The sequence below is a fragment of the Streptomyces candidus genome (assembly GCF_014207445.1).
Classification (GTDB): domain Bacteria; phylum Actinomycetota; class Actinomycetes; order Streptomycetales; family Streptomycetaceae; genus Streptomyces; species Streptomyces candidus.
Map to the genome: position 1 here is coordinate 190,053 of NZ_JACHEM010000012.1, position 24,440 is coordinate 214,492.

At 71.9% G+C, this 24,440-nt stretch carries 23 protein-coding genes; 6 read left to right on the plus strand and 17 right to left on the minus strand.

All coding sequences use genetic code 11. The annotated features are described in order from the left end of the window. Positions 1–20: 20 nt before the first annotated feature. From kynU to HNQ79_RS22900, 10 genes are all read right to left on the minus strand, one after another. Positions 21–1,265 carry a kynureninase gene (gene kynU, locus HNQ79_RS22855; RefSeq protein WP_185034014.1) on the minus strand — a complete coding sequence of 415 codons (1,245 nt, stop codon included), beginning with the start codon at positions 1,263–1,265 and terminating at the stop codon, positions 21–23. Then, a complete protein-coding gene (locus tag HNQ79_RS22860; protein WP_185034016.1) occupies positions 1,258–2,106 on the minus strand; it encodes a tryptophan 2,3-dioxygenase in 849 nt (282 codons plus the stop codon). Before HNQ79_RS22860 ends, kynU begins: the two co-directional genes overlap by 8 nt. 109 nt (positions 2,107–2,215) lie before the next feature. Next, a complete protein-coding gene (locus HNQ79_RS22865) occupies positions 2,216–3,163 on the minus strand; it encodes a DUF3152 domain-containing protein (protein WP_308437323.1) in 948 nt (315 codons plus the stop codon). A gap of 285 nt (positions 3,164–3,448) precedes the next feature. After that, positions 3,449–3,862: a DUF3151 domain-containing protein gene (locus HNQ79_RS22870; protein ID WP_185034018.1), complete on the minus strand. Its 414-nt coding sequence runs from the start codon at positions 3,860–3,862 to the stop codon at positions 3,449–3,451. A gap of 167 nt (positions 3,863–4,029) precedes the next feature. Then, positions 4,030–5,052, minus strand: coding sequence for a class II fructose-bisphosphate aldolase (fbaA, locus tag HNQ79_RS22875; RefSeq protein ID WP_185034020.1), 1,023 nt, complete (start codon positions 5,050–5,052; stop codon positions 4,030–4,032). Between the two features lie 243 nt (positions 5,053–5,295). Then, positions 5,296–5,835 carry an orotate phosphoribosyltransferase gene (gene pyrE / locus HNQ79_RS22880; RefSeq protein WP_185034022.1) on the minus strand — a complete coding sequence of 180 codons (540 nt, stop codon included), beginning with the start codon at positions 5,833–5,835 and terminating at the stop codon, positions 5,296–5,298. Positions 5,836–5,856: 21 nt separating this feature from the next. After that, positions 5,857–6,675 carry an aldose epimerase family protein gene (locus HNQ79_RS22885; protein ID WP_229923275.1) on the minus strand — a complete coding sequence of 273 codons (819 nt, stop codon included), beginning with the start codon at positions 6,673–6,675 and terminating at the stop codon, positions 5,857–5,859. A gap of 87 nt (positions 6,676–6,762) precedes the next feature. Beyond that, positions 6,763–7,650, minus strand: a complete 888-nt coding sequence (locus HNQ79_RS22890; RefSeq protein WP_185034024.1) for an SRPBCC domain-containing protein — start codon at positions 7,648–7,650, stop codon at positions 6,763–6,765. A gap of 220 nt (positions 7,651–7,870) precedes the next feature. Further along, positions 7,871–9,820 carry a spermidine synthase gene (locus tag HNQ79_RS22895; protein ID WP_229923274.1) on the minus strand — a complete coding sequence of 650 codons (1,950 nt, stop codon included), beginning with the start codon at positions 9,818–9,820 and terminating at the stop codon, positions 7,871–7,873. A gap of 93 nt (positions 9,821–9,913) precedes the next feature. After that, positions 9,914–10,435 carry a DUF2617 family protein gene (locus tag HNQ79_RS22900; RefSeq protein WP_185034026.1) on the minus strand — a complete coding sequence of 174 codons (522 nt, stop codon included), beginning with the start codon at positions 10,433–10,435 and terminating at the stop codon, positions 9,914–9,916. An 850-nt stretch (positions 10,436–11,285) separates the two neighbouring features. Here HNQ79_RS22900 and HNQ79_RS22905 point away from each other — a divergent pair. Continuing rightward, complete coding sequence (locus tag HNQ79_RS22905) at positions 11,286–12,617, plus strand: pyridoxal phosphate-dependent aminotransferase (protein WP_185034028.1); 1,332 nt, start codon at positions 11,286–11,288, stop codon at positions 12,615–12,617. A gap of 238 nt (positions 12,618–12,855) precedes the next feature. After that, positions 12,856–14,091: a glycosyltransferase family 39 protein gene (locus HNQ79_RS22910; protein WP_229923273.1), complete on the plus strand. Its 1,236-nt coding sequence runs from the start codon at positions 12,856–12,858 to the stop codon at positions 14,089–14,091. A gap of 116 nt (positions 14,092–14,207) precedes the next feature. Here HNQ79_RS22910 and HNQ79_RS22915 read toward each other — a convergent pair whose 3' ends face one another. The 3 genes from HNQ79_RS22915 to clpB form a co-directional block, all read right to left on the minus strand. Then, on the minus strand, positions 14,208–15,326 hold the full coding sequence (locus HNQ79_RS22915) for an alpha/beta hydrolase (RefSeq protein WP_185034029.1): 1,119 nt from the start codon (positions 15,324–15,326) through the stop codon (positions 14,208–14,210). Positions 15,327–15,546: 220 nt separating this feature from the next. Beyond that, entirely contained in the window at positions 15,547–16,086 is a 540-nt protein-coding gene (locus tag HNQ79_RS22920) for a type III secretion system chaperone family protein (RefSeq protein ID WP_185034030.1), read from the minus strand. Between the two features lie 152 nt (positions 16,087–16,238). Next, a complete protein-coding gene (gene clpB, locus HNQ79_RS22925; protein WP_185034031.1) occupies positions 16,239–18,857 on the minus strand; it encodes an ATP-dependent chaperone ClpB in 2,619 nt (872 codons plus the stop codon). A 154-nt stretch (positions 18,858–19,011) separates the two neighbouring features. Between clpB and HNQ79_RS22930 the strand changes: the two genes are divergently transcribed. Beyond that, a complete protein-coding gene (locus tag HNQ79_RS22930; RefSeq protein ID WP_185034032.1) occupies positions 19,012–19,416 on the plus strand; it encodes a TIGR03618 family F420-dependent PPOX class oxidoreductase in 405 nt (134 codons plus the stop codon). 128 nt (positions 19,417–19,544) lie between these two features. Here the strand turns inward: HNQ79_RS22930 and HNQ79_RS22935 are convergent, their stop codons facing one another. Together HNQ79_RS22935 and HNQ79_RS22940 are read right to left on the minus strand one after the other, a co-directional pair. Next, positions 19,545–19,898 carry a (2Fe-2S)-binding protein gene (locus tag HNQ79_RS22935; RefSeq protein WP_185034188.1) on the minus strand — a complete coding sequence of 118 codons (354 nt, stop codon included), beginning with the start codon at positions 19,896–19,898 and terminating at the stop codon, positions 19,545–19,547. Continuing rightward, on the minus strand, positions 19,895–20,146 hold the full coding sequence (locus HNQ79_RS22940) for a 5'-nucleotidase (RefSeq protein WP_185034033.1): 252 nt from the start codon (positions 20,144–20,146) through the stop codon (positions 19,895–19,897). The genes HNQ79_RS22935 and HNQ79_RS22940 overlap by 4 nt, the downstream gene beginning before the upstream one ends. Before the next feature lie 162 nt (positions 20,147–20,308). On the opposite strand from HNQ79_RS22940, the gene HNQ79_RS22945 reads away from it, so the two are divergent. The 3 genes from HNQ79_RS22945 (at position 20,309) to HNQ79_RS22955 (ending at position 22,691) form a co-directional block, all read left to right on the plus strand. Beyond that, the gene (locus HNQ79_RS22945) at positions 20,309–21,286 is read left to right on the plus strand and encodes a helix-turn-helix transcriptional regulator (protein ID WP_185034034.1); all 978 of its coding nucleotides are present in this window, start codon (positions 20,309–20,311) and stop codon (positions 21,284–21,286) included. 34 nt (positions 21,287–21,320) lie between these two features. After that, a complete protein-coding gene (locus HNQ79_RS22950; RefSeq protein ID WP_185034036.1) occupies positions 21,321–22,013 on the plus strand; it encodes a helix-turn-helix transcriptional regulator in 693 nt (230 codons plus the stop codon). 99 nt (positions 22,014–22,112) lie between these two features. Next, the gene (locus HNQ79_RS22955; protein ID WP_229923272.1) at positions 22,113–22,691 is read left to right on the plus strand and encodes a hypothetical protein; all 579 of its coding nucleotides are present in this window, start codon (positions 22,113–22,115) and stop codon (positions 22,689–22,691) included. 115 nt (positions 22,692–22,806) lie between these two features. Here the strand turns inward: HNQ79_RS22955 and HNQ79_RS22960 are convergent, their stop codons facing one another. After that, a complete protein-coding gene (locus tag HNQ79_RS22960) occupies positions 22,807–23,253 on the minus strand; it encodes a heat shock protein transcriptional repressor HspR (RefSeq protein WP_185034038.1) in 447 nt (148 codons plus the stop codon). 7 nt (positions 23,254–23,260) lie between these two features. Beyond that, complete coding sequence (gene dnaJ, locus HNQ79_RS22965) at positions 23,261–24,439, minus strand: molecular chaperone DnaJ (RefSeq protein ID WP_185034040.1); 1,179 nt, start codon at positions 24,437–24,439, stop codon at positions 23,261–23,263. Position 24,440: the final 1 nt, after the last annotated feature.

Below are 24,440 nucleotides of genomic sequence, written 5' to 3' on the forward strand. Positions count from 1 at the left end.
GGCCACCCGCTGTGTACGCCCTACAGCACCTCGGCGAGCACCCGCGCCGCCCGCTCCACGTCACCGAATCCGACGTACAGCGGAGTGAAGCCGAACCGCAGCACGTCCGGGTGTCGGAAGTCCCCGACCACACCCCGCGCGATCAACGCCCGCATGACGTCGCCCGCATCGTCGCACCGCAGGGCGATCTGGCTGCCGCGCTCAACGTGCGCCGACGGCGTCACCAGCTCCACGCGGCCCGCGGGCACGTACGCCCGCACGCACTCCACGAAGAAGTCGGTGAGCGCCAGCGACTTCGCCCGTACGGAGTCGATGCCGACGCCCTCCCAGACACCCAGGGCCGTTTCGAGCGCCAGCATCGAGAGGATGTCGGGGGTGCCGACCCGGCCGCGGGTCGCTCCGTCGGCCGGGGTGAACTCGGGCGTCATCCCGAACGGGTTCGCATGACCGGTCCAGCCCGGCAGCGGCGAGTCGAAGCGTGCCTGGTGGCGTGCCGCGACGTACAGGTACGCGGGCGAACCGGGTCCGCCGTTCAGGTACTTGTACGTGCAGCCGACCGCCAGGTCCACGCTGTGCTCGTCGAGGCCGACGGGCAGCGCGCCCGCGCTGTGGCACAGGTCCCAGACGGCGAGCGCCCCCGCCTCGTGGACCGCGGCCGTCAGCCCCGGCAGATCGTACAGGCGTCCCGACCGGTAGTCGACGTGGTTGAGGAGGACCGCCGCGGTACGGGGGCCGAGGGCGTCCCGCACCTCCTCGGGCCGCACCGGGCGCAGGGTGCGGCCGGTCATGCGGGCGGCGGACTCGGCGAGGTAGCCGTCGGTGGGGAAGGTCGTCGCGTCGACGAGAATCTCGTCCCTGTCGTTCCCTGCCAGCCGCACCGCCGCCACCAGCGCCTTGAAGATGTTGACGCTGGTCGAGTCGCCGACCACGATCTGGCCCGGGGCCGCGCCGACGATCGGCGAGATCAGGTCGCCGATCCGCTCGGGCGCCGTCCACCAGCCGCTCTCGTCCCAGGAGCGGATCAGCAGTTCGCCCCATTCGCGGGCCGCCACGTCCTGGAGGCGGCCCGGAACAGCGCGCGGCAGGGCACCCAGCGAGTTGCCGTCGAGATAGACGACTCCGTCGGGGAGGGCGAACAGCTCGCGGGACTTGGCGAGTTCGTCGGCGGCGTCCAGACGCACGGCCTTCGCCGCACACGCCTCCGCCCCGTGCGCCACGCCTTCCGCTCCGTGCGTCACGGCCTTCGTTTCGTACTTCTCAGACATGGCTGCGCGCCGTCCACAGCTCGGGGAAAACGTTCTTCCGGGCGCGCTTCTCCAGCCAGGCCACCCCGGCGGAGCCGCCGGTGCCGACCTTGGAGCCCATCGCGCGGCGGGTGGCGACCAGGTGGTCGTTGCGCCATCGCCAGACCAGTTCGCCGACGTCCGTCAACGCCTCGCCGAGCACGACGAGTTCGGAGTGGTGGTCGCCCTGCGTGTAGACCTGCGTCCAGACCGCCTCGACCTCGGGCGACGGCTCGTACTTCGTGGACAGGTCACGTTCCAGGACCTCCCGCGGCACGGGCAGGCCGCGCCTGGCCAGCAGGCGCAGCACCTCGTCGTACACGCTGGGCTCGTGCAGCGCCTTCTCCAGCTCGGCGTGCACGCGCGGTGCGCCCCGGTGCGGGACGAGCATCGACGCCGACTTGTCGCCGAGCAGGAACTCCAGCCGCCGGTACATCGCGGACTGGAAACCGGAGCCGTCGCCGAGTGCGCTGCGGTAGCTGTTGAACTGCGCGGGGGTGAGGTTGGCGAGCGGCTTCCAGGAGGCGTTGAGGGCCTCCAGCTCACGGGTGGAACGCCTCAGGGCGTCCAGTGCGACGGGGATGTCGTCCTGGCGCAGCGCGCCGGCCGCCGTCTCCCACTCGTGGACTATGACCGTGAACCACAGCTCCATGACCTGGGTGGTGACCAGGAAGACCATCTCTCCGGGGTCGTCGGAGAGGGGGTGCTGGAGGTGGGTGAGCACGTCCGCCTGGACGTAGTCCTCGTACGGTGTGGTGCCCGCGAAATCGAGGTTCGGGGTGTCCGAACCTTCGCTCCCGGGGGCCTCGGGGGTGTGCGTCATCGCATGCTCCTCGAAACGAACTTCCAGGTAGCGGTCCGCCCCTTCCTAGGATTTACGGAGCCCCGGTCCCTTGCGGGCAAGCATAGGCCGGGTCCGCAAGAGGTGCGTCTCAGAGGGTGGGACCGGAGAGGTATGCCCGGTTCGTGCCGTACGGCCACGCGTTGGAGCGGCACCCGTCCAGGCCCTTGATCTGCTGCATCATCACCGGTGCGGGGCGGCCGGGGCCGGGGCAGCCGAGGTGGCCGAGGCCCAGTGCGTGCCCCAGCTCGTGGTTGATGATCAGGTGCCGGTACTGGGCGGGCGGGCCGGTGAACTGCGGGGAGCCGAGCAGCCAGCGCCGCAGGTTCACCACGACCCCCTTGCCGGTCTCGCAGTTGAGCTGACCGCCGGTGTCCAGGCCGGCCTCGGCGCAGAGCCGGTCGGCGGTGCCGGGAGTGGCGATGCGGATCACGAAGTCGGCCTTGCCGGTGACCAGTTGGAACCGGCCGCGGCCGTTCCTGGCCCAGCCGAGCGGGTGGGCAACGATCGCCTGTATCTCCGCGGCGGCCTCGTCCGCGGAGACCCCGCTGCCCTCCTCGACCTGCACCTCGTAGCGGCGCAGGGTGCCCGAGCCGACCGGTGTGCCGGAGACCCCGGCGGCGGCGAAGGTCCCGGAGCCGGTCTCGGGCACCCGGGGGGCCCGGCCCTCGGCGTCGCGGGGACGGCTCGGGGGGTCCGACGACACCTCACCGGCCGCGCGGTCGCCCTGCCCGCCCGCCGTCCCGGCCGCTCCTGCCGCGCTCGACGGTCTCGCTTCGGCCGTCCAGGGGGCACTGGGCTCTGCGTCGCCCTGCCAGCCGGCGGAGGCGTACGCGCCGCCGAGAACCGCGGCGAGGCTGAGCAGGCCCGCGAGAACCCGTCCGCGGCGGGTGAGCCGGGTGCCCTCCTGGGGGCGGGTGCGCGGGGCACGGGCGTCCGGCGGGCGGTCGTACCGGGGCCCGCCGTATCGCGAGCGGTCGTCCTGCGGGCGGTCGTACGCGCTGCCCGGGCGTCTTCGGCGGTCGTTGCGCTGGGCCACGGCAGAGCCCTCCCCTGGTCTTCGTTCCCGACTGGTGGGGGGAGCGGGGCGAAGGCCTCGGGCGCCGGTAACGATCTTTGCTGCGGTCCGCCGATCGTACAGGCGTCCGAGTGGCCCGGCCGCGGGGTTCGGCCGACGCCGCGTGTCACCCCCGCCCGGAGACACTCCCCTTTTCGCAGCGTCCGCCCCGACACACCGCTGCCCCCGCGGCCTGTGGACGGCCGAGGGGGCAGTGACGCCCTTGTACGGGGTACGCGGGCGTGGCGGGACGGGCGCGAGGGGCGGTCAGCCGAGCGTGTCCGCCGCGAGCGCCGAGGAGTCACGCAGGAACGTCGCGCAGCGCTCGTACTCCTCCTGCTCGCCGATCGCCTGCGCGGCGCGGGCCAGCGCGTGCAGGGCGCGCAGGAACCCGCGGTTCGGCTCGTGCTCCCACGGCACCGGGCCGTGGCCCTTCCAGCCGGCCCGGCGCAGCGAGTCGAGGCCGCGGTGGTAGCCGGTGCGCGCGTACGCGTACGACTCCACGACGCTGCCCCTGTCGAACGCGCCGTCGGCGAGCTGTGCCCAGGCGAGCGAGGACGCGGGGTACTTCGCAGCGACGTCGGCGGGCGCCGTACCGGACGCGAGCAGTTCGCGGGGCTCCGGGTCGTCGGGCAGGTGGGTCGGGGGCGGGCCCCCGAGGAGGTCCTGGTGAATAGCCATGCCCCCAGTCTGCCCTCCCGCCGCGGCAACCGGCGCCCGTCCCCCGAAGTCGGTCCGTCCGGCGCCCGGCACCCCGGGGAAATCCAGGTGTGCCGGGGCCGTCCGGCGGGAGGATCCGCGGACGCGCGGACTGCTCCCGCAGGAGGTCCGGTCCGCGTGCGTGCGGACTACTTCAGGCGGGTGCCCGTCGAGCGCAGCGCAGCGCACGCCTCGGTGACCCGCTTGGCCATGCCGGCCTCGGCCGCCTTGCCCCACGTGCGGGGGTCGTACTTCGACTTGGTGCCGACCTCGCCGTCGACCTTCAGTACCGCGTCGTAGTTGCGGAACATGTGCTCCACGACGGGGCGGGTGAAGGCGTACTGCGTGTCCGTGTCGAGGTTCATCTTCACGACGCCGTTGTCCAGCGCGGTGGCGATCTCCTCGGCCGTCGAGCCCGAGCCGCCGTGGAAGACGAAGTCGAACGGCGAGGTCTTGCCGTACTTCGCGCCGACGCCCTCCTGGAGGTCCTTCAGCAGTTCGGGGCGCAGCACGACGTTGCCCGGCTTGTAGACGCCGTGCACGTTGCCGAAGGACGCGGCGAGCAGGTAGCGGCCCTTCTCGCCCAGGCCGAGCGCCTCGGCGGTGCGCAGCGCGTCGTCGACGGTCGTGTACAGCTCGTCGTTGATCTCGTGGCTGACACCGTCCTCCTCGCCGCCGGTCGGGGTGATCTCGACCTCAAGGATGATCTTGGCGGCGGCGGCCTTGGCCAGCAGCTCCTGGCCGATGGCCAGGTTGTCGGCCAGCGTCTCGGCGGAGCCGTCCCACATGTGGGACTGGAAGAGCGGGTTCTCGCCGCGCGCGACGCGCTCGGCGGAGATGTCCAGGAGCGGGCGGACGTAGGTGTCCAGCTTGTCCTTGGGGCAGTGGTCGGTGTGCAGCGCGACGGTGATGTCGTACTTCGCGGCGACGATGTGCGCGAACTCGGCCAGGGCGACCGCACCGGTCACCATGTCCTTGTTGTGCTGGCCGCCCAGGAACTCCGCACCACCGGTGGACATCTGGATGATGCCGTCGCTCTCGGCCTCCGCGAAGCCGCGCAGGGCGGCGTGCAGGGTCTGGGACGAGGTCACGTTGATGGCCGGGTAGGCAAACTTCTCAGCCTTCGCCCGGTCGAGCATCTGGGCGTAGACCTCGGGGGTTGCGATGGGCATCTGTCCGCTCCTTGGGATATGCGGGTGTGCGTGCTGGTCCCTGACCTGGGGGCGACGTCATCGTCGACCCTCATCTTTCCAGACTCTTCACGGGACTCCACCCCGCGGAACCCGGCAGGCGGCCCGCTCCTCGCGTCCCGGAACGCGCGAAGGGCGTCGTGTTTCACGTGAAACACGACGCCCTTACGCGAAACGCCAGGTCACAGCCATGCAAGGGCGGTGAAGCGCCCTTTGCTCACCGCGTCACGCCAGTCCCAGGTCCGCCAGCTGGTACCCGGTCAGGTACGGCACGCCCGCGTCCGCGAGGGCCTTGGCCGCACCCCGGTCGACGATGGTGGCGACCGCGACGACCTCGCCGCCCGCCTCCCGTACCGCCTCGACCGCGGTCAGCGGCGAGCCGCCGGTCGTCGAGGTGTCCTCGACGACCAGACAGCGGCGGCCCTTGACCTCGGTGCCCTCGATGCGGCGCTGCATCCCGTGCGCCTTCTGCGCCTTGCGCACGACGAACGCGTCGAGCCGCTGCCCGCGCGCGGCGGAGGCGTGCAGCATCGAGGTGGCGACCGGGTCGGCGCCGAGCGTGAGGCCACCCACGCAGTCGAAGTCCAGCTCGGCGGTCAGGTCGAGCATGACCTGGCCCACCAGCGGCGCGGCCTCCCCGTCCAGGGTGATGCGGCGGAGGTCGATGTAGTAGTCGGCCTCCCGCCCCGAGGAGAGGGTCACCTTGCCGTGCACCACGGCCTTGTCCTTGATCTGCTGGAGCAGGTCAGCGCGTACGTCAGTCATGCCTACGAGCTTAAGTGGGCGCTACCCGAGCCGCCGCCACGACCAGGTGGCGGCGGCCTCCAGGGGATCCACCGGCGTGACCAGGCGGGGCAGCGTGTTCAGCCCGTTGGGCGGGCCGGTCTGCGGCTCCACGCACACGGCGGCCGCCTGCTCGTCGTACACGACGACCCACTCCTCGCGGCTGGTCACCCTGATCTCCAGCTGCTGCGGCCAGGTCAGGGTGACGTCGACGCCGTCGGGCATGCCGAAGCAGTCGTCCCACGGGCTGGGGAGGGGGTCGATGCGGCGGCCGGTGGGGAGGTGGTCGTCGCCGCGCTCCTCCTGCCAGGCGGCGTCGAAGGACAGCTCGACGTCCGCGCCGGAACCGAGGTTGCGGCGGAACCAGGGGTGCCAGCCGACCTGTGCGGGGAAGGAGTTGTCGTACGTCTCGACGCCCATGGTGAGGGTGAGCGTGTCCGGGGTGAGTTCGAGGGTGTGGGTGACCCGGCCCGCGTACGGCCAGGGGCTGGTGAGGTCGTACGTGAAGGACGCGGACGCGGTGTCGCGGTGCACGGTCCGCCAGCGGGTGTCGCGGCCGGTGCCGTGAATGGCGTGCGGCGGGGAGTTCACCGGCAGCTGGTGGACCTTCTCGCCGTCGCGGAAGATCCCGTTCTCGGTGCGCCCGCACCAGGGCACCATCGGGAAACAGCCGAACGGCTTGCCGTTCTCCGGCTGGCGCAGCACCTCGGTGGCCCCGATGCGCAGGCTTTCGATGCGGCAGCCGTCGGCCGGGTCCACGGTCAGCTCGACGTCGCCGGCGCTCAGCAGGACACCGGGATGCTTGTTCTGTTCGCTACTCACACTTCGACAGTACTCAGCTCGGACCCCGACTTGGCCCACTTGTGCCTGCTGGTGCCCCGGGCCGCACCGCGGATGGCCCGGGGCGTCCTACTTGCGGCGGCGCAGCACCCTGCCGACGACCACCGCGGAGGCGACCGCGAGGGCGGCGGCCGGGGCGAGGCGGCGCAGCGTGTACGGGCCGGAGGCGGGGGCGGGGGCCATGACCGGGGCGTACCGGCCGCGCGGCGGCGCGTGGTCGACCTCCTCGGCGCTGCGGCCGATCATCGTGCGGCGGGCGTGCGCGGCTTCGGCCGGCGGCTCGTCGGGGAAGGCGTCCGGAAGCTCGCCGGGAAGCCCTTCGAGGGCCGCGCGCAGGGCTTCGTCCTCGTCCTCGCGGAGTGCGTCGGCGTCGCTGACGGGGCGGGTGCCCGAGCCGGTGCCGGGCAGCGGGTCGTCGAAGGACAGTTCCTCGTCGGTGAGCCGGTCGAGGGGCGGCGGCACGTCCGCCTCGTCCGCCTCGACCGGAGGGTGACCCGGGGAGGCGGCGGGCCCGGCGGCCTCGGTGCCCAGGCGGGCTGCGAACCGGTCGAGAAGGCGGTGCACGGCGGCTTCGACGGCCGGGGCGTCGAGTTCGGTGATGCGGCCGTCGCCGTGGGCGGTGCCGCTGAAGTACAGGGTCGTGCCCCGGTCCGGGGTCTCCCCGCTCTCCTCGGTGCGTACGGTCAGCGCGAGCTTGACCGAGCCGTTGCCGCGCGCTTCGGTGCCTTCGCCCTCGACGGAGTGAACGCCGGGCTCGTCGGCGGCGGTGACGCTCAAGGTGCCGCGGTAGGTGATGGTGTGGCCGCCGACCCGGACCTTCATCCGGCCGGACAGCGGCGGGGACGTCTTGTCGGCGTCCTGCTGGAGGCCTGGCACGCAGCGGGCGACCCGGGCGGGGTCGGCGAGCGTCTGCCGTACGGCCTCGGGCAGAACCGGAACGAACACCTCATGCTCCATGCTGGCTGAGCCTACTCAGGTGGGGCGTGGACATGCATGACTCCGGGCGCAAGTTCTGCGGGTGGATTTCGCGGGCCGTGGGCCGGTTGGGTGGCCGCCGCCCGTGGCCCCGGGCCGGCCTGCGCCCCGTCCCCCGGCGTCCCACCCCGTCGGCGCACGAGGTCGCGGGCCGCCTCCCGGCCGAGGGCCCTCGGTGCGCGGGGCGCCACACCCCGGTGGCTCAGTGCGCGTAGCGCGGATGGACCAGGGTCGAGGCCGGTACGTTGCGGACCCGGGACTCCTCCGCCGACCTGGCGCCCTCACGCAGCACCGACGGGGTGAGGGCGCGGAGGGCAGGCGCGTCCGGGGGCAGGTCCAGGGCCGGCCGGGTGGGAGCGGCGAGAATGAGCCCCCAGTCGCGGGGCGCGCGCCCGTTGCCGGAGGAGCGGTCGGGCCCCGCGCTGTAAACGGAGAACCGTCCGGTCGCACGGTAGGGCCGCGTGGCGAGGCCCGCCGCGCGGAGGGTGGCGTCGACCGTCCAGTACACCCGCGGCCTGGCGCCGATCGGCCCGGCATGCACGACGATCCGTCCCCGCGGGGTCAGGACGTCCGCCGCGAGGCCGTAGAACTCCTGCGAGTAGAGCTTCGTGGAGGCGGTGATGCCCGGGTCCGGGAGGTCGGAGATCACCACGTCGTACGGCGGGTCGGCGTACGGCGCCGAGCGCAGCCACTGGAACGCGTCCGCGTGGACGACGTGCAGCCGGGGATCCTGGTGGACGCCGCCGTTGAGGACGCTCAGCGCCGGGTCGGTGCGGGCGAGTTCGACGACGCCGGGATCGAGTTCGACCAGAGTGAGCGAGCGGACGTCCGGGTAGCGCAGCACCTCGCGCGCGGCCAGACCGTCGCCGCCGCCGAGGATGAGGACACGGGCGTGGCCGCCGCGCATCGCGGGGTGGACGAGCGCCTCGTGGTAGCGGTGCTCGTCCCGGCCTGAGACCCGCAGCCGGCCGTCCAGGAAGAGGTCCAGGGGCCCGCGCGGCCCGCCGGTGATGACGACCTCCTGCACGTCCGTCTGGACCGCGACGCGGACCCGGTCGCCGTACACCGCCCGCCTGGCCGCCCGTTCGAAGTCGTCGACCAGCACGGTGGCGGTGGCCAGCCCGGCGAGTACCGCCACGTTGGCCAGCACCAGGAGCCAGCGTTCCCGACGGGTGAGTTCGCGCCGGAAGAGCCACAGGACGAGGGCCCCGCCGACGGCCGTGTTGATCGCGCCGGTGACCAGGGCGCCGGTGAGCTGGCCCAGCATGGGCAGCAGCAGGAAGGGGAACGCGAGACCGCCGACCAGCGCCCCCACGTAGTCCGCGGCGAACAGGTCGGCCACGTCACCGCTGGCGTCGTCCTCCGCCCCCGCCGCTCCCGCAGCGCTCTCCCCTCCGGAAGTCCCCGCCGCCGGCACGGTCCCGGCTGCCGCCCCCGCGGTTCCCACCGGCCACGCCGTCCCGCGCGCCTCCGCGGCCCCTTCCCGCGCCGGTGCGCCGCCCCCGCGGTCCTGGCGGCCGATCCACTGGATCAGCGTCATCAGCAGCGGGATCTCCGCGCCGATGAGGACACCGATGGCCAGTGAGAACGCCACCAGGACGTACCGCGCACCGCCGAACCAGGCGAAGGACGCGTACAGCACCAGTGCCGAACTCCCGCCGACCGCCGCGAGGCCCGCCTCCAGCAGTCCGAACCCGACGGCCGCCCGGCAGCGCAGCCGTTTCGCCAGCAGCGAGCCGACGCCCATCGCGAAGACCATGGTGGAGAGGACCACGGACGCCTGGGTGACGGAGTCGCCGATCAAGTACGAGGCGAGGGCGACCAGTTCGAGTTCGTACACCAGCCCGCACGCGGCACAGACGAACACCACGCCGAGCACCAGGAACCGGGCCAGCCGAGGCCGCACCGGCAGCCGACCCACCGCCTCGGTGCGGCGCTGCGGCGGCACTCCGCCGGAACCGGTGCCGCCCCCGGCGGCGGCTGCGGGGACCGCGGCAGTCGCAGCCGAGTTGCCGGAGGCGGCGCGACCGGAGGAATCCGCGGCCCGCGACGCACCGAGCGAGCCCCGACAGCCGGGCGGGTCCCCGGAGCCCGAAGGGGCCACGGGATCCGAGCGGTTGGGGCCGGCTGGAGCGGAGGCCGGTTGGATCATGCTGGGAACGCTACGTCACCCCGTGCTCGCGACCTGTCACCCACAAGGGTGCTCCTGAGGCACCCCCGCATACCGCCCGCTCACCCGCCTCCCTCACACCGCGGCCGGCACCCGCACCCCCACTCGGGTGCGCGTCACCACCAGTTGCCCCTCCTGCGGGTAGGCGTGCCAGGTGCGCCAGCTGACCTGGTCGCGCTCCTCGCGCTGGGCGAGCAGCGCGGTGAAGGCGTGCAGGCTGCCCGGGAACGTACCGGCGAGACCGTGAGGATGGTCGGCCACCAGGGCGAGCAGCTCCTGGGCGCGTCCCGCGAAGGCGGCCTCGCTGAGCGTCTCGACGCGCGCGGCGAACTCGTAGTCCCAGTGGCCGACCTGCTTGGAGACGCCGAGCGGGAGCGGGGTGCGGCTGCCCGGAATGCAGGCGACGGTCTCGGAGCAGTACCCGTCGCCCTCCTCCAGGAGGATCTGGTGGGAGGCACCGAGGAGCCGCAACTGGAGTTTCGCGTCGCCGAGTTCGAGGTCCAGTACGGCCAGGGCGGGCAGCGGTTCGCGGCCCAGCGCCCAGGCGAGGTCGGAGGCACACGTGTCGGTGTAGTCGGTCTTGAGGGTCGTGAGCATGAGGGGGCTCCGCAAACACGCAGTGGGGGGATGGACCGGGCACGCCGTGAGGTGAACGGGAGGAGTTCGGGGGGACCGCCCGCTGGGGCGCGCCGAGGGCCGGAGGATTCCGGGGTCCGAGTGATTCCTGGGGGCTTGCGCGGGGTTTCGTGGCCCGGGGCCACAGGAAGCACGGGGCATCGCGGGAAGAACAGGAAAAAGCCGGGCGGGGATCAACTGAGGGTGGTTGAGGGGCGGCTGATGATTTTTCAACAGCGAGGGAACCACGAAGCGCACGGCGCTCCTAGCGTTTTTACCCAACTTGGCGTGGTTTCCATCCCCTGGGGGGCCACACGGATCAACTGTTCAACAAAAGCGCGCCCGGCGGGAGTTCGGATCGGCGTACTGCCGTTCCCTCGTCCCGCCGGGCGCGCGGCGCGTTCCCTCAGGTGTGCGAAGCCGGATCAGCTTTCCGGCGGATCAGCTGCCCCGTGTCAGCTGCCTCCGCCGCAGCCACCCCCGCCACCGCCTCCGCCGCCGCACGAGGAGCCTCCCCCGCAGGACATCGAGCTTCCGCAGCCGCCGCCTCCGCCTCCGGCCCACCAGCTCCCGCCGCCCCGGCGGACGGAGCGCTTCCGCAGCGAGGTCGTCGTGCGTACGGGAGGCTTCGGCGACCTCCTTGCCCCCGCCCCGACCCCGACCAGGATCAGGACCGCCACTCCCAGCGCGATGAACAACGCCATGGCTCCCCACCGTCCTTCCGTTCCCCCGTCGGGCGGCAGTTCGCCCGAACGTGTTCAGGGGATTCCCGCCCGCCACCACGGCCAAAGCACACTTGAGCAACTCCAGAGGTTCCGCGCAGGATGGCGCCATGACCTCCCGCTCCGACACCCCCGGCCCGGACACCCCCGCCCCCGCGACCCCCGGGACCGGATCTCCGCCGCCCGGGACCCCCGCACCCGGAACGCCCGCGTCCGAAACGACCGCAACTGGAATCCCCAGTTCCGAAACCGTCGCCCCTTCTCGTGCGGGCCGCCCGTTCCTCAACCGCCGCCTCGCCGGTTTCGGGACGACGATCTTCGCCGAGATGTCGGCGCTGGCCGTGCGCACCGGCGCCGTCAACCTCGGTCAGGGCTTCCCCGACGAGGACGGGCCCGAGTCGGTCCGCGAGGCGGCGGTACGGGCGCTGCGCGACGGTCGCGGCAACCAGTACCCGCCCGGTCCCGGTGTACCCGAGCTGCGCGAGGCGATCACCGCGCACCAGCAGCGGTGGTACGGAGTGGCCCTCGACCCGGACACGGACGTCCTGGTCACCGCAGGCGCCACCGAAGCCGTCGCGGCGGCGCTGCTCGCCCTGGTGGAACCGGGCGACGAGGTGATCGCGCTGGAGCCGTACTACGACAGTTACGCCGCCTGCATCGCCATGGCCGGCGGCACCCGCGTCCCGGTCACCCTGCGGCCCCGCGACGGGGCGTACCACCTCGATCTCGACGAACTGCGCGACGCGATCACCCCGCGCACCCGGCTGCTCCTCCTCAACACCCCGCACAACCCGACCGGCACGGTCCTCACCCGCGCCGAGCTGTCCGCCATCGCGCAACTCGCCGTCGAACGCGACCTGCTGGTGGTCACCGACGAGGTGTACGAACACCTGGTGTACGACGGCGAACACGTCCCCCTGGCGTCCCTCCCCGGCATGCGGGAGCGGACCGCGACGATCTCGTCCAGCGGAAAGACGTTCGCGCTCACCGGATGGAAGGTCGGATGGGTGACGGGCAGCCGGGAGATGGTGGCCGCGGTGCGCTCCGCCAAGCAGTTCCTGACGTACGTCTCGGCGGGGCCCTTCCAGTACGCGATCGCCGAGGCGCTGGCCCTGCCCGACACGTACTACGAGGCGCTGCGCACCGAAATGCGTGCCCGGCGCGACCTGTTGGCGGACGGCCTCGCGGCGGCGGGCTTCGGGGTGTACCGGCCCGCCGGAACCTACTTCGTGACCACCGACATCAGGCCCCTCGGCGGCACCGCGGACGGCTTCGCCTTCTGCCGGGAGCTGCCCGAGCGGGCCGGGGTCGTCGCCGTCCCCAACGCGGCCTTCTACGACGACCGGACGGCCGGCGCCCCGTTCGTGCGGTTCGCCTTCTGCAAGCGGCGCGAGGTGCTGAGCGAGGCCGTGCGGCGGCTGAAGGGGCTCGCCGGGGGGTGAGCGACCGGCTGGAGGGCGCAGAGCCCCGGGGCTGGAGCCTGCTGGGCTCCTGGCGTCCGGGGTCCCGCCGGCCGACGTGGGCGTCCCCGCCAGCGCCGTACGGGATCCGGTAACCGACTGCCCGTACCCTTACCCCCTACACCCGGACGTCCGCCCGTCAGCGGCGGGCCGTGCCGGGGCCGATCAGCGTCGGGACGGCCGCCGTCCCGCGACCGTCCCCGCGCCCGGAGGCAGCCCCGTGTCCGTCGACACCACGCCGGTCGGCACCACCGACGACTCCGGAACCGACCGCACCGGCGGCCCCGCCCGCGCCCGGCCCGCCGCACGTCCCCGCACCCGGGACGCCCTGCGCGCCTCGCTCCGGCGGGCCGCCCCCGCCCTGGCGCTGTTCGCGGCGGCCCGGCTGACCGGGATGCTCGTGGTGTCGCTGTGGGCGTGGCACGTCGGGCGCTCACCGATGCGGGCGCTCGGCCAGTCCTGGGACTCGCTCTGGTACACCCGGATCGCCCAGCACGGCTACGGCCACACCCGCGTCCTGGAGGACGGCGCCGTCCTCCAGAGCGACCTGGCGTTCTTCCCGCTCTATCCCGGGCTGATCCGGTCGGTGTCCCACGTCCTGCCGGTGACGCCGGGCGGTGCGGGCCTGCTGATCTCCTGGCTGGCCGCCGGGGTCGCCGCCTGGGGCGTCTTCGTCGTCGCCGACCGGCTGTACGGGCACCGGGCCGCCACCTTCACGGTCGTCCTGTGGGGGCTGCTGCCGCACTCGGTGGTGCTGTCGATGGCGTACACCGAGCCGGTTTTCGTCGCGCTGTCCGCCTGGGCGCTGTACGCGGTGCTGACCGGCCGCTGGCTGTGGGCGGGGGCACTGGCCGCGCTCGCCGGGCTCTCGCGGCCCAATGCGGTCGCCCTGGTGGCCGCGGTCGTCGTCGCGGCTCTCTGGGTGATCGTCGGGCAGCGCGGGCGGGCCCCCTGGCGGGTGTGGGCGGCGGCTGCTCTCGCGCCGCTCGGCTGGGCGGCGTACGTCTGCTACGTCGGCATCCGCAAGGGCGACCCGCTGGGTGGCTACTTCGCGGTGCAGGCGGGCTGGACCTCCCGCTTCGACTTCGGAATGGGCACCTTCCGCTACGTCCGGCACCTGGTGAGCGCCCCGGAGCACTTCGGCTTCCCGATGGCCCTGGTCATCACGGGTACGGCGGTACTGCTGCTGGCCCTGCTCCTGTGCGGGATGGAACGGCGCCCTCCGCTTCCGCTCCTGGTCTACTCGACGGCGCTCGTGCTCATCGCGGTCGGCGGCGCGGGCTACTTCGAGTCCAAGCCGCGCTTCCTGCTCCCCGCGTTCCCCCTGCTGTTCCCGCTCGCCTGCGCCATGGCGAAGGCCCGGCCGCGGGCCGCGTTCGTGGTGACCGCCGCCCTGGCCGTGCTCTCGATGGGGTACGGGACGTACCTGGTGACGGTCGCCCCGATGCCGATGTGAGGCCACCGGCGGGTACGCCTGCGCCGCACGGCGCCCGTGGGGCGTACGTCCGCCCGTGGGGCGTACGTCAGAGCCTCACCGCGTACGTCAGGGCCTCAGCGCGTACGGTCAGAGCCTCACGGTCCGGCGACCGGGCCCTGCATGTGCTCGCTGAGCCACTGGATCGACCCCTCCGCCATGCCTCCGACGTACGTCTTGGCGTTGTGGCTGCCGTTGCGGATGACGTTCAGCCGCGTCTTGACCCGGCCCTTCCCGTACTTCTCGGCGAAGCGGCGGACGTCCTGGACGTTCGCCTCCCTGGACCCGACCTGGAAGGCGAGGTAGACGTCCTTGTCCGGAGCGGAGGGCTGCCGGGACAGCGCGTCGGCCAGCTTCCGCGGATCGTTGGCGGCGCGCTCGGCCTCGTGGCCGGCCCAGAGCGGGGAGTCCGGGACGGTGTCGGGGCCGGAGGCGATGACGGCCTTGAACCTGTCGGGGTGCTTCAGGACCGACTTCAGTCCGACGAAGGCGCCGGACGAGGACCCCATGAACGCCCAGCCGTCGCGGGAGGTGAAGGTGCGGAAGTTGGCCCGTACGAAGTCGGGCACGTCCTCGGTCATCCAGGTGCCCATCCGGGGCTGCCCGGGAATGTCGCTGCCGTCGTAGTAGTGCGTGGCGTCCGGGTTCAGCACCGGCATCACCACGAGGAAGGGGTGGCTCTTCTTCTCCTTCGACCAGGTGGCGAGGGAGCTCTGGAGCTTGAGGTCGGTGCCCATCCAGTAGTTGTTGGGGTAGCCGTTGCCGCCGGGCAGCGCGATCAGCACGGGGAAGCCGCTGCGCGCGTACTTCGGGTCGAAGTACTCCTTCGGCGCCCACACCCAGACCTTGCCGGTGAACCCGGACTTCTTCCCGGCCAGGGCCGTCACCGCGATCCTGGTGCCGTCGGCTATGGAGTTCTGGGTGGTGAACGCGGCCTTCGGACCGGTCGGCAGCAGCGTCTTCGCGGTGGCCTCCGAGGGGGTCCGGTCCGGCCGGGAATCCTTCGCGCCCGGGTCCGCCGGCGGCTCCTCGCCCATCGGTCCGCCCTCCGCGTCGAAGGAGACCGGCTCGCCCTGCTCGAACCAGCCGGTGCGGTACGCCCAGGAACCCGCCACTCCGAGGCCGACGCCGAACAGCACGCTCACCACGACCAGCAGCACCAGCCATATGCGGGACCTCCGCCGCCGGTGCGGGACGGGGCCGCCAGGGTGACTCATCAGAACTCCGTTCGACCGGGCCCGGGGTGGCCGCACAGAGAGAGGCGGCTTTGGCCCGCTTGGTTCGCCCGCACGCCCGCAACGTGCGCCACTCCACACGCATCCGGACATGACAGGGGCCCGGCCGCCGTAGCGGCCGGGCCCCTGTCATGCGCTGTACGTGGCCGAAGCCCCGGCCCGCGACAGGCCCGGGGTCCGAGAACCCCGGGCTCCGCCGGGCTCAGGCCTCGTCGTCGCCCTTGTCGTCGTTCTCGACGGCGGAGTCGACGTCCTTCTCCAGGCCGAGCTGCTCGACGACCCACTTGTCGAACTCGATGGAGGCGCGGACCCAGCTGACCGTGGAGGACACGAAGTGCTCCAGGGAGACGCCGGTGCCGATCAGCATCTGCGCCTCGCCGATGAGGCGGACGGAGCCGTCGTCGTGCGTGTGACTGTAGACCTTCGGCCACAGGGTGCGGCGGTTCCAGTCGTCCAGCAGTTCGAGGAGCTGGACCTTCTCCTCGATGCTGTGCGGGCGGTCGTAGAACGTCCGTACCGAGAAGACCTGCTGGTCGTCCTCGCCGCGGAACATGAAGTACGTGCGGAATTCCTCCCACGGCGCGGCGAGGTCACCCTCGTCGTCGACGACGTACTTCAGCTCCATCTGGTCCAGGAGCTGCTTGACCAGATCCTGGTCGGGGACGACGGGGCCCGCCGGTCCCTCGGGCTGCGGTTCGGGCTGTCCCCCGAAATTCGGAATCGAGGACGGGTCGATGCTCACCGTGTATTTCCCTTCGTACGGTTCCGGTCATCCTCTCCCATGCCGGGAGGGGGATGGCAAGCCCCACAGGGGGCGATCCGCTGCGAGCTGACAGATCGCCTCGAATCGCACCCCTTACCGGGGCGGGGCGTGCCCTGCGCGGGCCGTGCCGGTCATGCCTCCTTCTCGGTGGAGACCGCCGTATCCGTCGCCGGGCCCACGACCAGCCCGTCGCCGACCAGGTCCACCCGTACCGTGTCGCCGTCCCTGACCTCGCCGGCCAGGATCTCCTTGGCGAGGCGGTCGCCGATGGCGGTCTGGATGAGGCGGCGCAGCGGGCGGGCGCCGTACGCCGGGTCGTTGCCCTCCTCGGCCAGCCAGGCCAGTGCGTCGGGGGTGACGTCCAGGGTCAGCTGCCGGTCGGCCAGACGCTTGGCGAGGCGTTCGACCTGGAGGCCGGCGATGTGCGCCAGCTCATCCTTGCCGAGGGCGGAGAAGACCACCAGGTCGTCGAGCCGGTTCAGGAACTCCGGCTTGAAGGAGGCGCGTACGACCTCCATGACCTGCTGCTTCTTCACTTCCTCCGAGGTCGTGGGCTCCATCAGGTACTGGCTGCCGAGGTTGGAGGTCAGCACCAGGATGACGTTGCGGAAGTCGACCGTCCGGCCCTGGCCGTCGGTGAGCCGGCCGTCGTCGAGCACCTGGAGGAGGACGTCGAAGACCTCCGGGTGCGCCTTCTCGATCTCGTCCAGGAGCACGACGCTGTACGGGCGCCGGCGCACGGCCTCGGTGAGCTGGCCGCCCTCCTCGTAGCCGACGTAGCCGGGCGGGGCACCGACCAGCCGGGAGACGCTGTGCTTCTCGCCGTACTCCGACATGTCGATGCGGACCATGGCCCGCTCGTCGTCGAAGAGGAAGTCGGCGAGGGCCTTCGCCAGCTCGGTCTTGCCGACGCCGGTGGGGCCGAGGAAGACGAACGAGCCGGTCGGCCGGTCCGGGTCGGCGATTCCGGCGCGGGTGCGGCGTACCGCGTCGGACACCGCCTGCACGGCCTCGTGCTGCCCGATCAGCCGCTTGCCGAGCTCCTGCTCCATGCGCAGCAGCTTCTGCGTCTCGCCCTCCAGCAGCCTGCCCGCCGGGATGCCTGTCCAGGAGCCGACCACGTCCGCGATGTCGTCCGGGCCGACCTCCTCCTTGACCATGGTGTCGACCTCGCGGACCTCCGCCTCCGCGGCGGCGGCCTCCTCCAGCTCCCGCTCCAGGCCGGGGATCTCCCCGTACAGCAGCTTGGAGGCGGTGTCGAAGTCGCCGTCGCGCTGGGCGCGCTCGGCCTGGCCGCGCAGTTCGTCGAGCTTCTCCTTCAGCTCACCGACCCGGTTGAGTCCCTGCTTCTCCTTCTCCCAGCGGGCATTGAGGCCGCGCAGCTCCTCCTCCTTGTCGGCGAGGTCGCGGCGCAGCTTCTCCAGGCGCTGCACGGAACCGGCGTCGGTCTCGTTCTTCAGCGCCAGCTCCTCCATCTTGAGCCGGTCCACCGACCGCTGGAGCTCGTCGATCTCGACGGGCGAGGAGTCGATCTCCATGCGCAGCCGGGAGGCCGCCTCGTCGACGAGGTCGATCGCCTTGTCCGGCAGGAAGCGGGAGGTGATGTACCGGTCGGACAGCGTGGCCGCCGCGACCAGCGAGGAGTCCGCGATCTGCACCTTGTGGTGCGCCTCGTAGCGTCCCTTGAGGCCGCGGAGGATCGCGATGGTGTCCTCCACGGACGGCTCGGCGACCAGCACCTGCTGGAAGCGCCGTTCCAGCGCCGGGTCCTTCTCGATGCGCTCGCGGTACTCGTCGAGGGTGGTCGCGCCGACCATCCGCAGCTCGCCGCGGGCCAGCATCGGCTTGAGCATGTTGCCGGCGTCCATGGCGGAGTCGCCGCCCGCGCCGGCGCCCACCACCGTGTGCAGCTCGTCGATGAAGGTGATGATCTGGCCGTCGCTCTCCTTGATCTCGGAGAGGACGGTTTTCAGCCGCTCCTCGAACTCGCCCCGGTACTTCGCCCCGGCGACCATCGCGCCCAGGTCGAGGGAGACCAGCTTCTTGTTCTTGAGCGACTCGGGTACGTCGCCCTTCACGATGCGCTGGGCCAGGCCCTCGACGACGGCGGTCTTGCCGACGCCGGGCTCGCCGATCAGCACCGGATTGTTCTTGGTACGGCGCGACAGCACCTGCACCACCCGGCGGATCTCCTGGTCGCGGCCGATGACCGGGTCCAGCTTCCCCTCGCGCGCGGCCGCCGTGAAGTCGGTGCCGAACTTCTCCAGCGCCTTGTACTGGCCCTCGGGATCCGCGGTGGTCACCCGGCGCCCTCCCCTGCTCGTCTCGAATGCGGCGAGCAGCTTCTTCGCGCTCGCGCCCTGGTCCTTCAGTACGTCGGCGCTCCGGCCGCCCTTGGCCGCCAGAGCGATCAGCAGGTGCTCGGTGGACAGGAACTCGTCGCCCAGCTCCTTGGCCCGCTGCGACGCGTCGGCGACGACGGCCAGCAGCTCGCGGTCGGGCTGCGGCGGGGCGACGGTGGACCCGGTCACGCTGGGCAGCGCCGCCAGCAGCCGCTCGACTCCGGCGCGCACCTCCGCCTGGTCCGCCTCGACGGCGGCCAGCAGGTCGGTGATGTTCTCGTTGTCCTGGCCCTCCAGCAGTGCGAGCAGCAAGTGCGCGGGGGTCAGATCGGGGTGGCCGTCCGAAACGGCCCGGTTGGTGGCCGCGTTGATCGCGTCCCGGCTCCTGTTGGTCAGCTCTGCTTCCACGTCTCTTCTCTCCTCCTGCGCACCGTCGACCGGCCTCTGGGGCCCCACCGAGTTCTATGACTCATCCAACGTGTACAAAGTTGAGTCTATTCCACTCACCTTTGTGCGGGCGCACCGGGTCGGCGGGGGAGCCCGCCCGGTTAATCTGCGGGACATGGCCATCGACGTACGCAACCCGAGCCCCGAGTACCGCGCCTTCTGGTCCGAGTACCACCTCTGCACCCTGACTACCCCCCGCCCGGACGGCACGCCACACGTGGTGCCGGTGGGGGTGACGTACGACGCGGAGGACGGCATCGCCCGGGTCATCTGCTCCGGCAGCAGCCGCAAGGCCGTCCACGTGCGCGCGGCGGGCGAGCAGGGGGCACGGGTGGCGGTCTGCCAGATGGCGGGTGCGAAGTGGGCGACGCTGGAGGGCGTGGCGCGGCTGCGCACCGAGCCGGCGGAGGTCGCGTACGCCGAGCAGCGCTACAAGGAACGCTACGGGCGCACCCCGCGCGAGAACCCGGAGCGCGTGGTCATCGAGATCACCCTCACCCGCGGCATGGGCAACGCGTAGCGCGCCGCCGGCCGGTCCGCCGGGGAAGTCCGCACGCAGCACAGCGACGTCCTCGTGTTCAGGTCCACGAGGACGTCGCTGTGTGGGGGAAGCGCCGCGATGCGATCAGTGACGACGGGGGAATCGCATCAGGCGCTGCGGGGGGTGGCTGTAGCAGTCCGCGCGGCGGACCGTGGGGAACGAGTGATGGTCTCGGCCTCGATGAGCTGGTGGTCGCACGTGTCGAGGCTCACGAAGATGTTGCCGTAGCGGATCTCGCAGCGGATGGGCTGGGGGGCGCCCCTCGGCCTGCGCAGACACCGGTACGCCCGGACGTCCTCGTCCTCCTCGCGCACGACCAGGATCGGTTCGCCGAAGAGGGTCACCATCAACGAGTCGCCGCGCTCGGGAACCGCCGAGACGAGATCGATGAGGTGCCATCCACCACGGATGACCCGGGCCATTTCGCGTCTGAAGGAGGGGTCGTCGGAGGGCATGGTCAGGCGCCCTTCCCTGCCGGAGCGCTGTTCCAGGCAATGTCCCCGTCCGCCTGGATGCTGTTCCACGCGATGTCCGAGGGCCCGGCCGCCTTGACGTCCCAGGCGATGTCCGACGGCTCGGCAGCCGCTCGGAAGTTCCAGGCGATGTCCGACGGCGGTGCCGCCACCGTTCCCGCCCCGTCCTTCCCGCTGGACCAGGCGATGTCCAGGGGCAGAACCGCCCCGAGAACCGCCCCGGCAGAGAAGGCCACCGCAAGACCTGAACGAAGCATTCGCTGATACATAGTCGGCTTTGTCCTCACTTCCATGGGTTCCTCACCCCGCCGGTAAAACGATGGCCTATTAGGCCACGTCAACACCACAGGGGCGGTGCATCATGTTCTTGCACGTTCAGGACCCTGGGGGACGGACCTATGACCGCAAATGCCGCCAACTCGACACATCCCCACGCGATAACCGAGATGTGTGACGCCGCGAAGCAGCTCTATGCGAGCGCCTTGCGTTCAGGGCGGATTCCCCGGGCGGAAGTCGACCCGGCCCCGTGCCTGATGGATCTCGCACTGCTGCATCCCGATCCTGACGACGCACTCTGGCTCCGGCCGGTTCCGCCGGCTTCGGCTCTGGCCAAAAGGCTCCAGACAATCGAGAACGAAATTCAGGTCAATCGGCGTCTGAGCGTCGAACTCACCGACACCTTCGAGCCATTCATGGCCATCAGCGCGCAGAATCCCCCGCCCACTTATGCCATTACGGTCCTGGAAGGGGACTCCCGGATCAACGCGGCCCTCGATCTCGCCCTCGCGGACACCGAGTTCGAGGTGCTGACGATCCAGCCGGGCGGCGGACGCAGCGAGGACGCACTCAACGCGGCGGTGTCACGCGGCCGCGCGCTCAACGGGCGCGGCGGATCCATCCGCACCCTCTACCAGCACACGGTACGCCACAGCCAGGGAACGCTCGCCTACGCGGAGATGATGGCCGGCGACAAGGTGGAGATACGCACCCTGGAGGAACTCCCGGACCGGCTCCTCGTCTTCGACCGCACGGTCGCCTTCATCCCGGCCCAGGACGACCGGCAGATCGCCCTGGAACTGCGGCACCCCGGACTCGTGTCCTACCTGGCCACCGTCTTCGAGCACTTCTGGAGCCGCGCGACCCCCCTCGTCGAGCCCGTGACGTACGACCCGACCCCGGAGGGCATCTCGGGCGTCCAGCGCTCCATCGCGAAACTCCTCGTGGAGGGGCACGTCGACGAGGCCATCGCCCGCCGCCTCGGCATGAACGTCCGGACCTGCCGGGCCCACATCGCCAAACTGGCGTCCGCCCTCGGCAGCAGGAGCCGGGCGCAACTCGGCTACCTCATCGCGCAGTCGAACATCCTCGACGCATAGCCGCACCCGCATCCTTTCGCAGAACGGAAGACCCTTGATCCCGGATCCACCTCCCGCGATCACCGTCCTGGAAGGGCTCGCACGGATCAACGCCGCCCTCGACCTCGCGTGCGTGGCATGCCGCACGGAGGTCAGGACGATCCAGCCCGGCGGGGCCCGGCCGGAACACGCGCTGGCCCAAGCTCTGGAGAGAACCCACCTCCTGGCCCACCGGGGCCTGCGCATGCGCACGCTCTACCAGCACACCGTCCGGCACAGCTACGGCACGCTTGCCTACGTCGACCGGCTGCCGGACATCCAGGTCGAGATGCGCACCGTGGAGGAACTCGTCCCCCGGCTCCTCGTCTTCGATCGCACGGAGGCGTTCCTCGCCGCCACACCGGATGCGCAGACCGCCCTGCACCTGCGGAACCCGGATCTCGTCGGGTACCTGATCTCCGCCTTCGAACGCTTCTGGCAGCACGCCGTCCCCCTCGACGAACCCCTCCCCGAGCCCGCCTCCCCCGACGGCCTCACCGCCATCCGCCGCTCCATCGCACGCCTCCTCGTCCAGGGCCTCGTCGACGAGGAGATCGCGCAGCGCCTCGGCCTCAACGTACGCACCTGCCGCGCCCACATCGCCAAGCTCGCCGCCGCCCTCGGCGGCACCAGCAACCGCGCCCAGCTCGGCTACCTCATCGCCAAGTCCGGCGTCCTCGACACCTCACGCCCGACGCCTGGCGCCTGACCCCGCCGGCCTGTGGGAAGTCCACCGCCCGCGCAACCCTGCGCGTCCCGCCGCGGTCTTCCCCGGTGAACCGCCCGTCCCCGCCCCGAAGGCCATGGCATGACCGAGCGCACCCCGTCCACGACCGCCGCGCAACCGGTCGGCCTCAAGAAACGCCCCGAGGCCCCGCAGGCGGTCCGTCCGCCCCTGGACGACACGCTCTTCGGAGCCGTGACCGTCACCGTCGACACGCACACCCGCGTCACCGTGTCGGGCCCCGCGATCCCCCGGACCGTCCTCGTCCGCGCCCCCGGCGCGGCAAGGCCCGATCCGCACATCGCGATCGGCACCCGGGCCGCCGGCGAGCTGACCCTTTCCGTGGACGGCGCCCCGGCCTGGATCCGCCCCGGCAAGGGCCGCATCCGCCGCTCCACGTACAAGGTGGACGCCACCCACGACGGGGCCCGCTACCGCCTCACCCCCACTTCCCTCGCCACCAGCCGCTTCACCCGCGACGGCAGGCACCTCGCCGACTTCAGCGCCGACGGCGACGAGACGGTCCTCGTGGAGTGGCACCCGGACGCCGACCCCGAGCCCGTCGACGCCTCCCTCGGCTACACCCTCGCCGCCGCGTACGGCACCGGTGGTCAGCCGACGTGGATCACTCTCATCGACGTGGTCTCGGAACTGATTCCCTGAGCGCCCCGGGGCCCGGCCCCCCGGGAACGACGACGTGGGGCGGGAAAGCACCGGAGTGCCTTCCCGCCCCACGTGTCGCCGTCCCGTGCGCGCCGGCCGGACCCGTACGCGCCGGTCAGTCCCGCGGCCTCTTCGGCCGCCACACCACCAGCGCGCCCGCCTGCTGGACGTCCTGGTAGGGGACAAGGTCGCGCCGGTAGGAGGCGTGGACCTGGGCCTCGCGCTGCTGGAGGGCGGCGGCCGCGCCGTCCACCGCCGCCGAGAGTTCGGCGACGCGGGACTGCAGGGCGGCGACCTGGTTCTCCAGCTCGATGATGCGTTTGATGCCGGCCAGGTTGATGCCCTCGTCCTGCGACAACTGCTGCACGGTGCGCAGCAGTTCGATGTCGCGGGCAGAGTAGCGCCGGCCGCGCCCGGCCGTGCGGTCCGGGGAGACCAGGCCGAGGCGGTCGTACTGGCGCAGGGTCTGCGGGTGCAGACCGGAAAGCTGAGCGGCGACCGAGATGACGTACACCGGAGACTCGTCGGTCAGCTCGTAGGGGTTCCGTCGTCGGCCGTCCATCGCTCTCCTACGCTCCCTTCGCGTCCTGGAACAGTGCGGCCCTCGGGTCGTCGCCCTCGGTGGCCGTACGGTAATTCTCCAGGGCTTCCCTGGCCTTGTCGCTGAGCTTCGTCGGCACGTCGACCTCGACGGTGACCAGGAGGTCGCCCCGGGTGCCGTCCTTGCGGACCGCGCCCTTTCCGCGCGCCCGCATGGTGCGCCCGTTGGGCGTCCCGGCGGGCAGCTTGAGGGTGACGGCCGGGCCGCCGAGGGTGGGCACCTTCACCTCGCCGCCGAGCGTCGCCTCCACGAAGGTGACGGGCACGGTGACGGTGAGGTTGTCGCCCTTGCGGCCGAAGACCGGGTGCGCGTCGACGTGCACGACGACGTACAGGTCGCCCGCGGGGCCGCCCCGTTCACCGGGGGAGCCCTTGCCGCGGAGCCTGATGCGCTGCCCGTCCGTCACCCCGGCGGGGATGCGGACCTGCATGGTGCGCGAGGACTTGGCGCGTCCCGAACCCTTGCAGATGTCGCACGGGGTCTCGGCGATGAGGCCGCGCCCCTTGCAGTCCACGCACGGGTCGGTGAGGGAGAACCCGCCACCGCCGCCGCGCGAGACCTGCCCGGTACCGACGCAGGTCGGGCACACGCGGGGCGTGCCGTTCTTGTCGCCGGTGCCGGAGCACGCCTTGCAGGGGGCCTGGGAGGACATCCGCAGGGGGACGGTCGCGCCGTCCACCGCTTCGGTGAAGCTGAGGGTGACCTCGGATTCGATGTCCTGCCCGCGGCGGGGCTGGGTGCGCGTCCCCGTGCCGCCCCGGTTGAAGAGGCCGCCGAAGACGTCCCCTATGCCACCGCCGAAGCCGCCGGGCTGGGTGCCGCCGCCGGCCGCGCCGCCGAACAGGTCGCCGAGGTCGAAGTTGAACGAGCCGCCGCCGGCCGCCCCGGGGCGGGCGGCGAAGCCGCCGTTCCCGAAGAGGGCGCGCGCCTCGTCGTACTCCTTGCGCTTCTTGGCGTCACCGAGGACGTCGTTCGCCTCGGAGATCTCCTTGAAGCGGTCCTCGGCCTCGGCGTTGCCCTTGTTGGCGTCCGGGTGGAACTCGCGGGCGAGCTTCCGGTACGCCTTCTTGATCTCGGCCTCGGTGGCGTCCTTGGGGACGCCGAGAACCTTGTAGTAGTCCTTCTCGACGAAGTCCTTCGTGCTCATT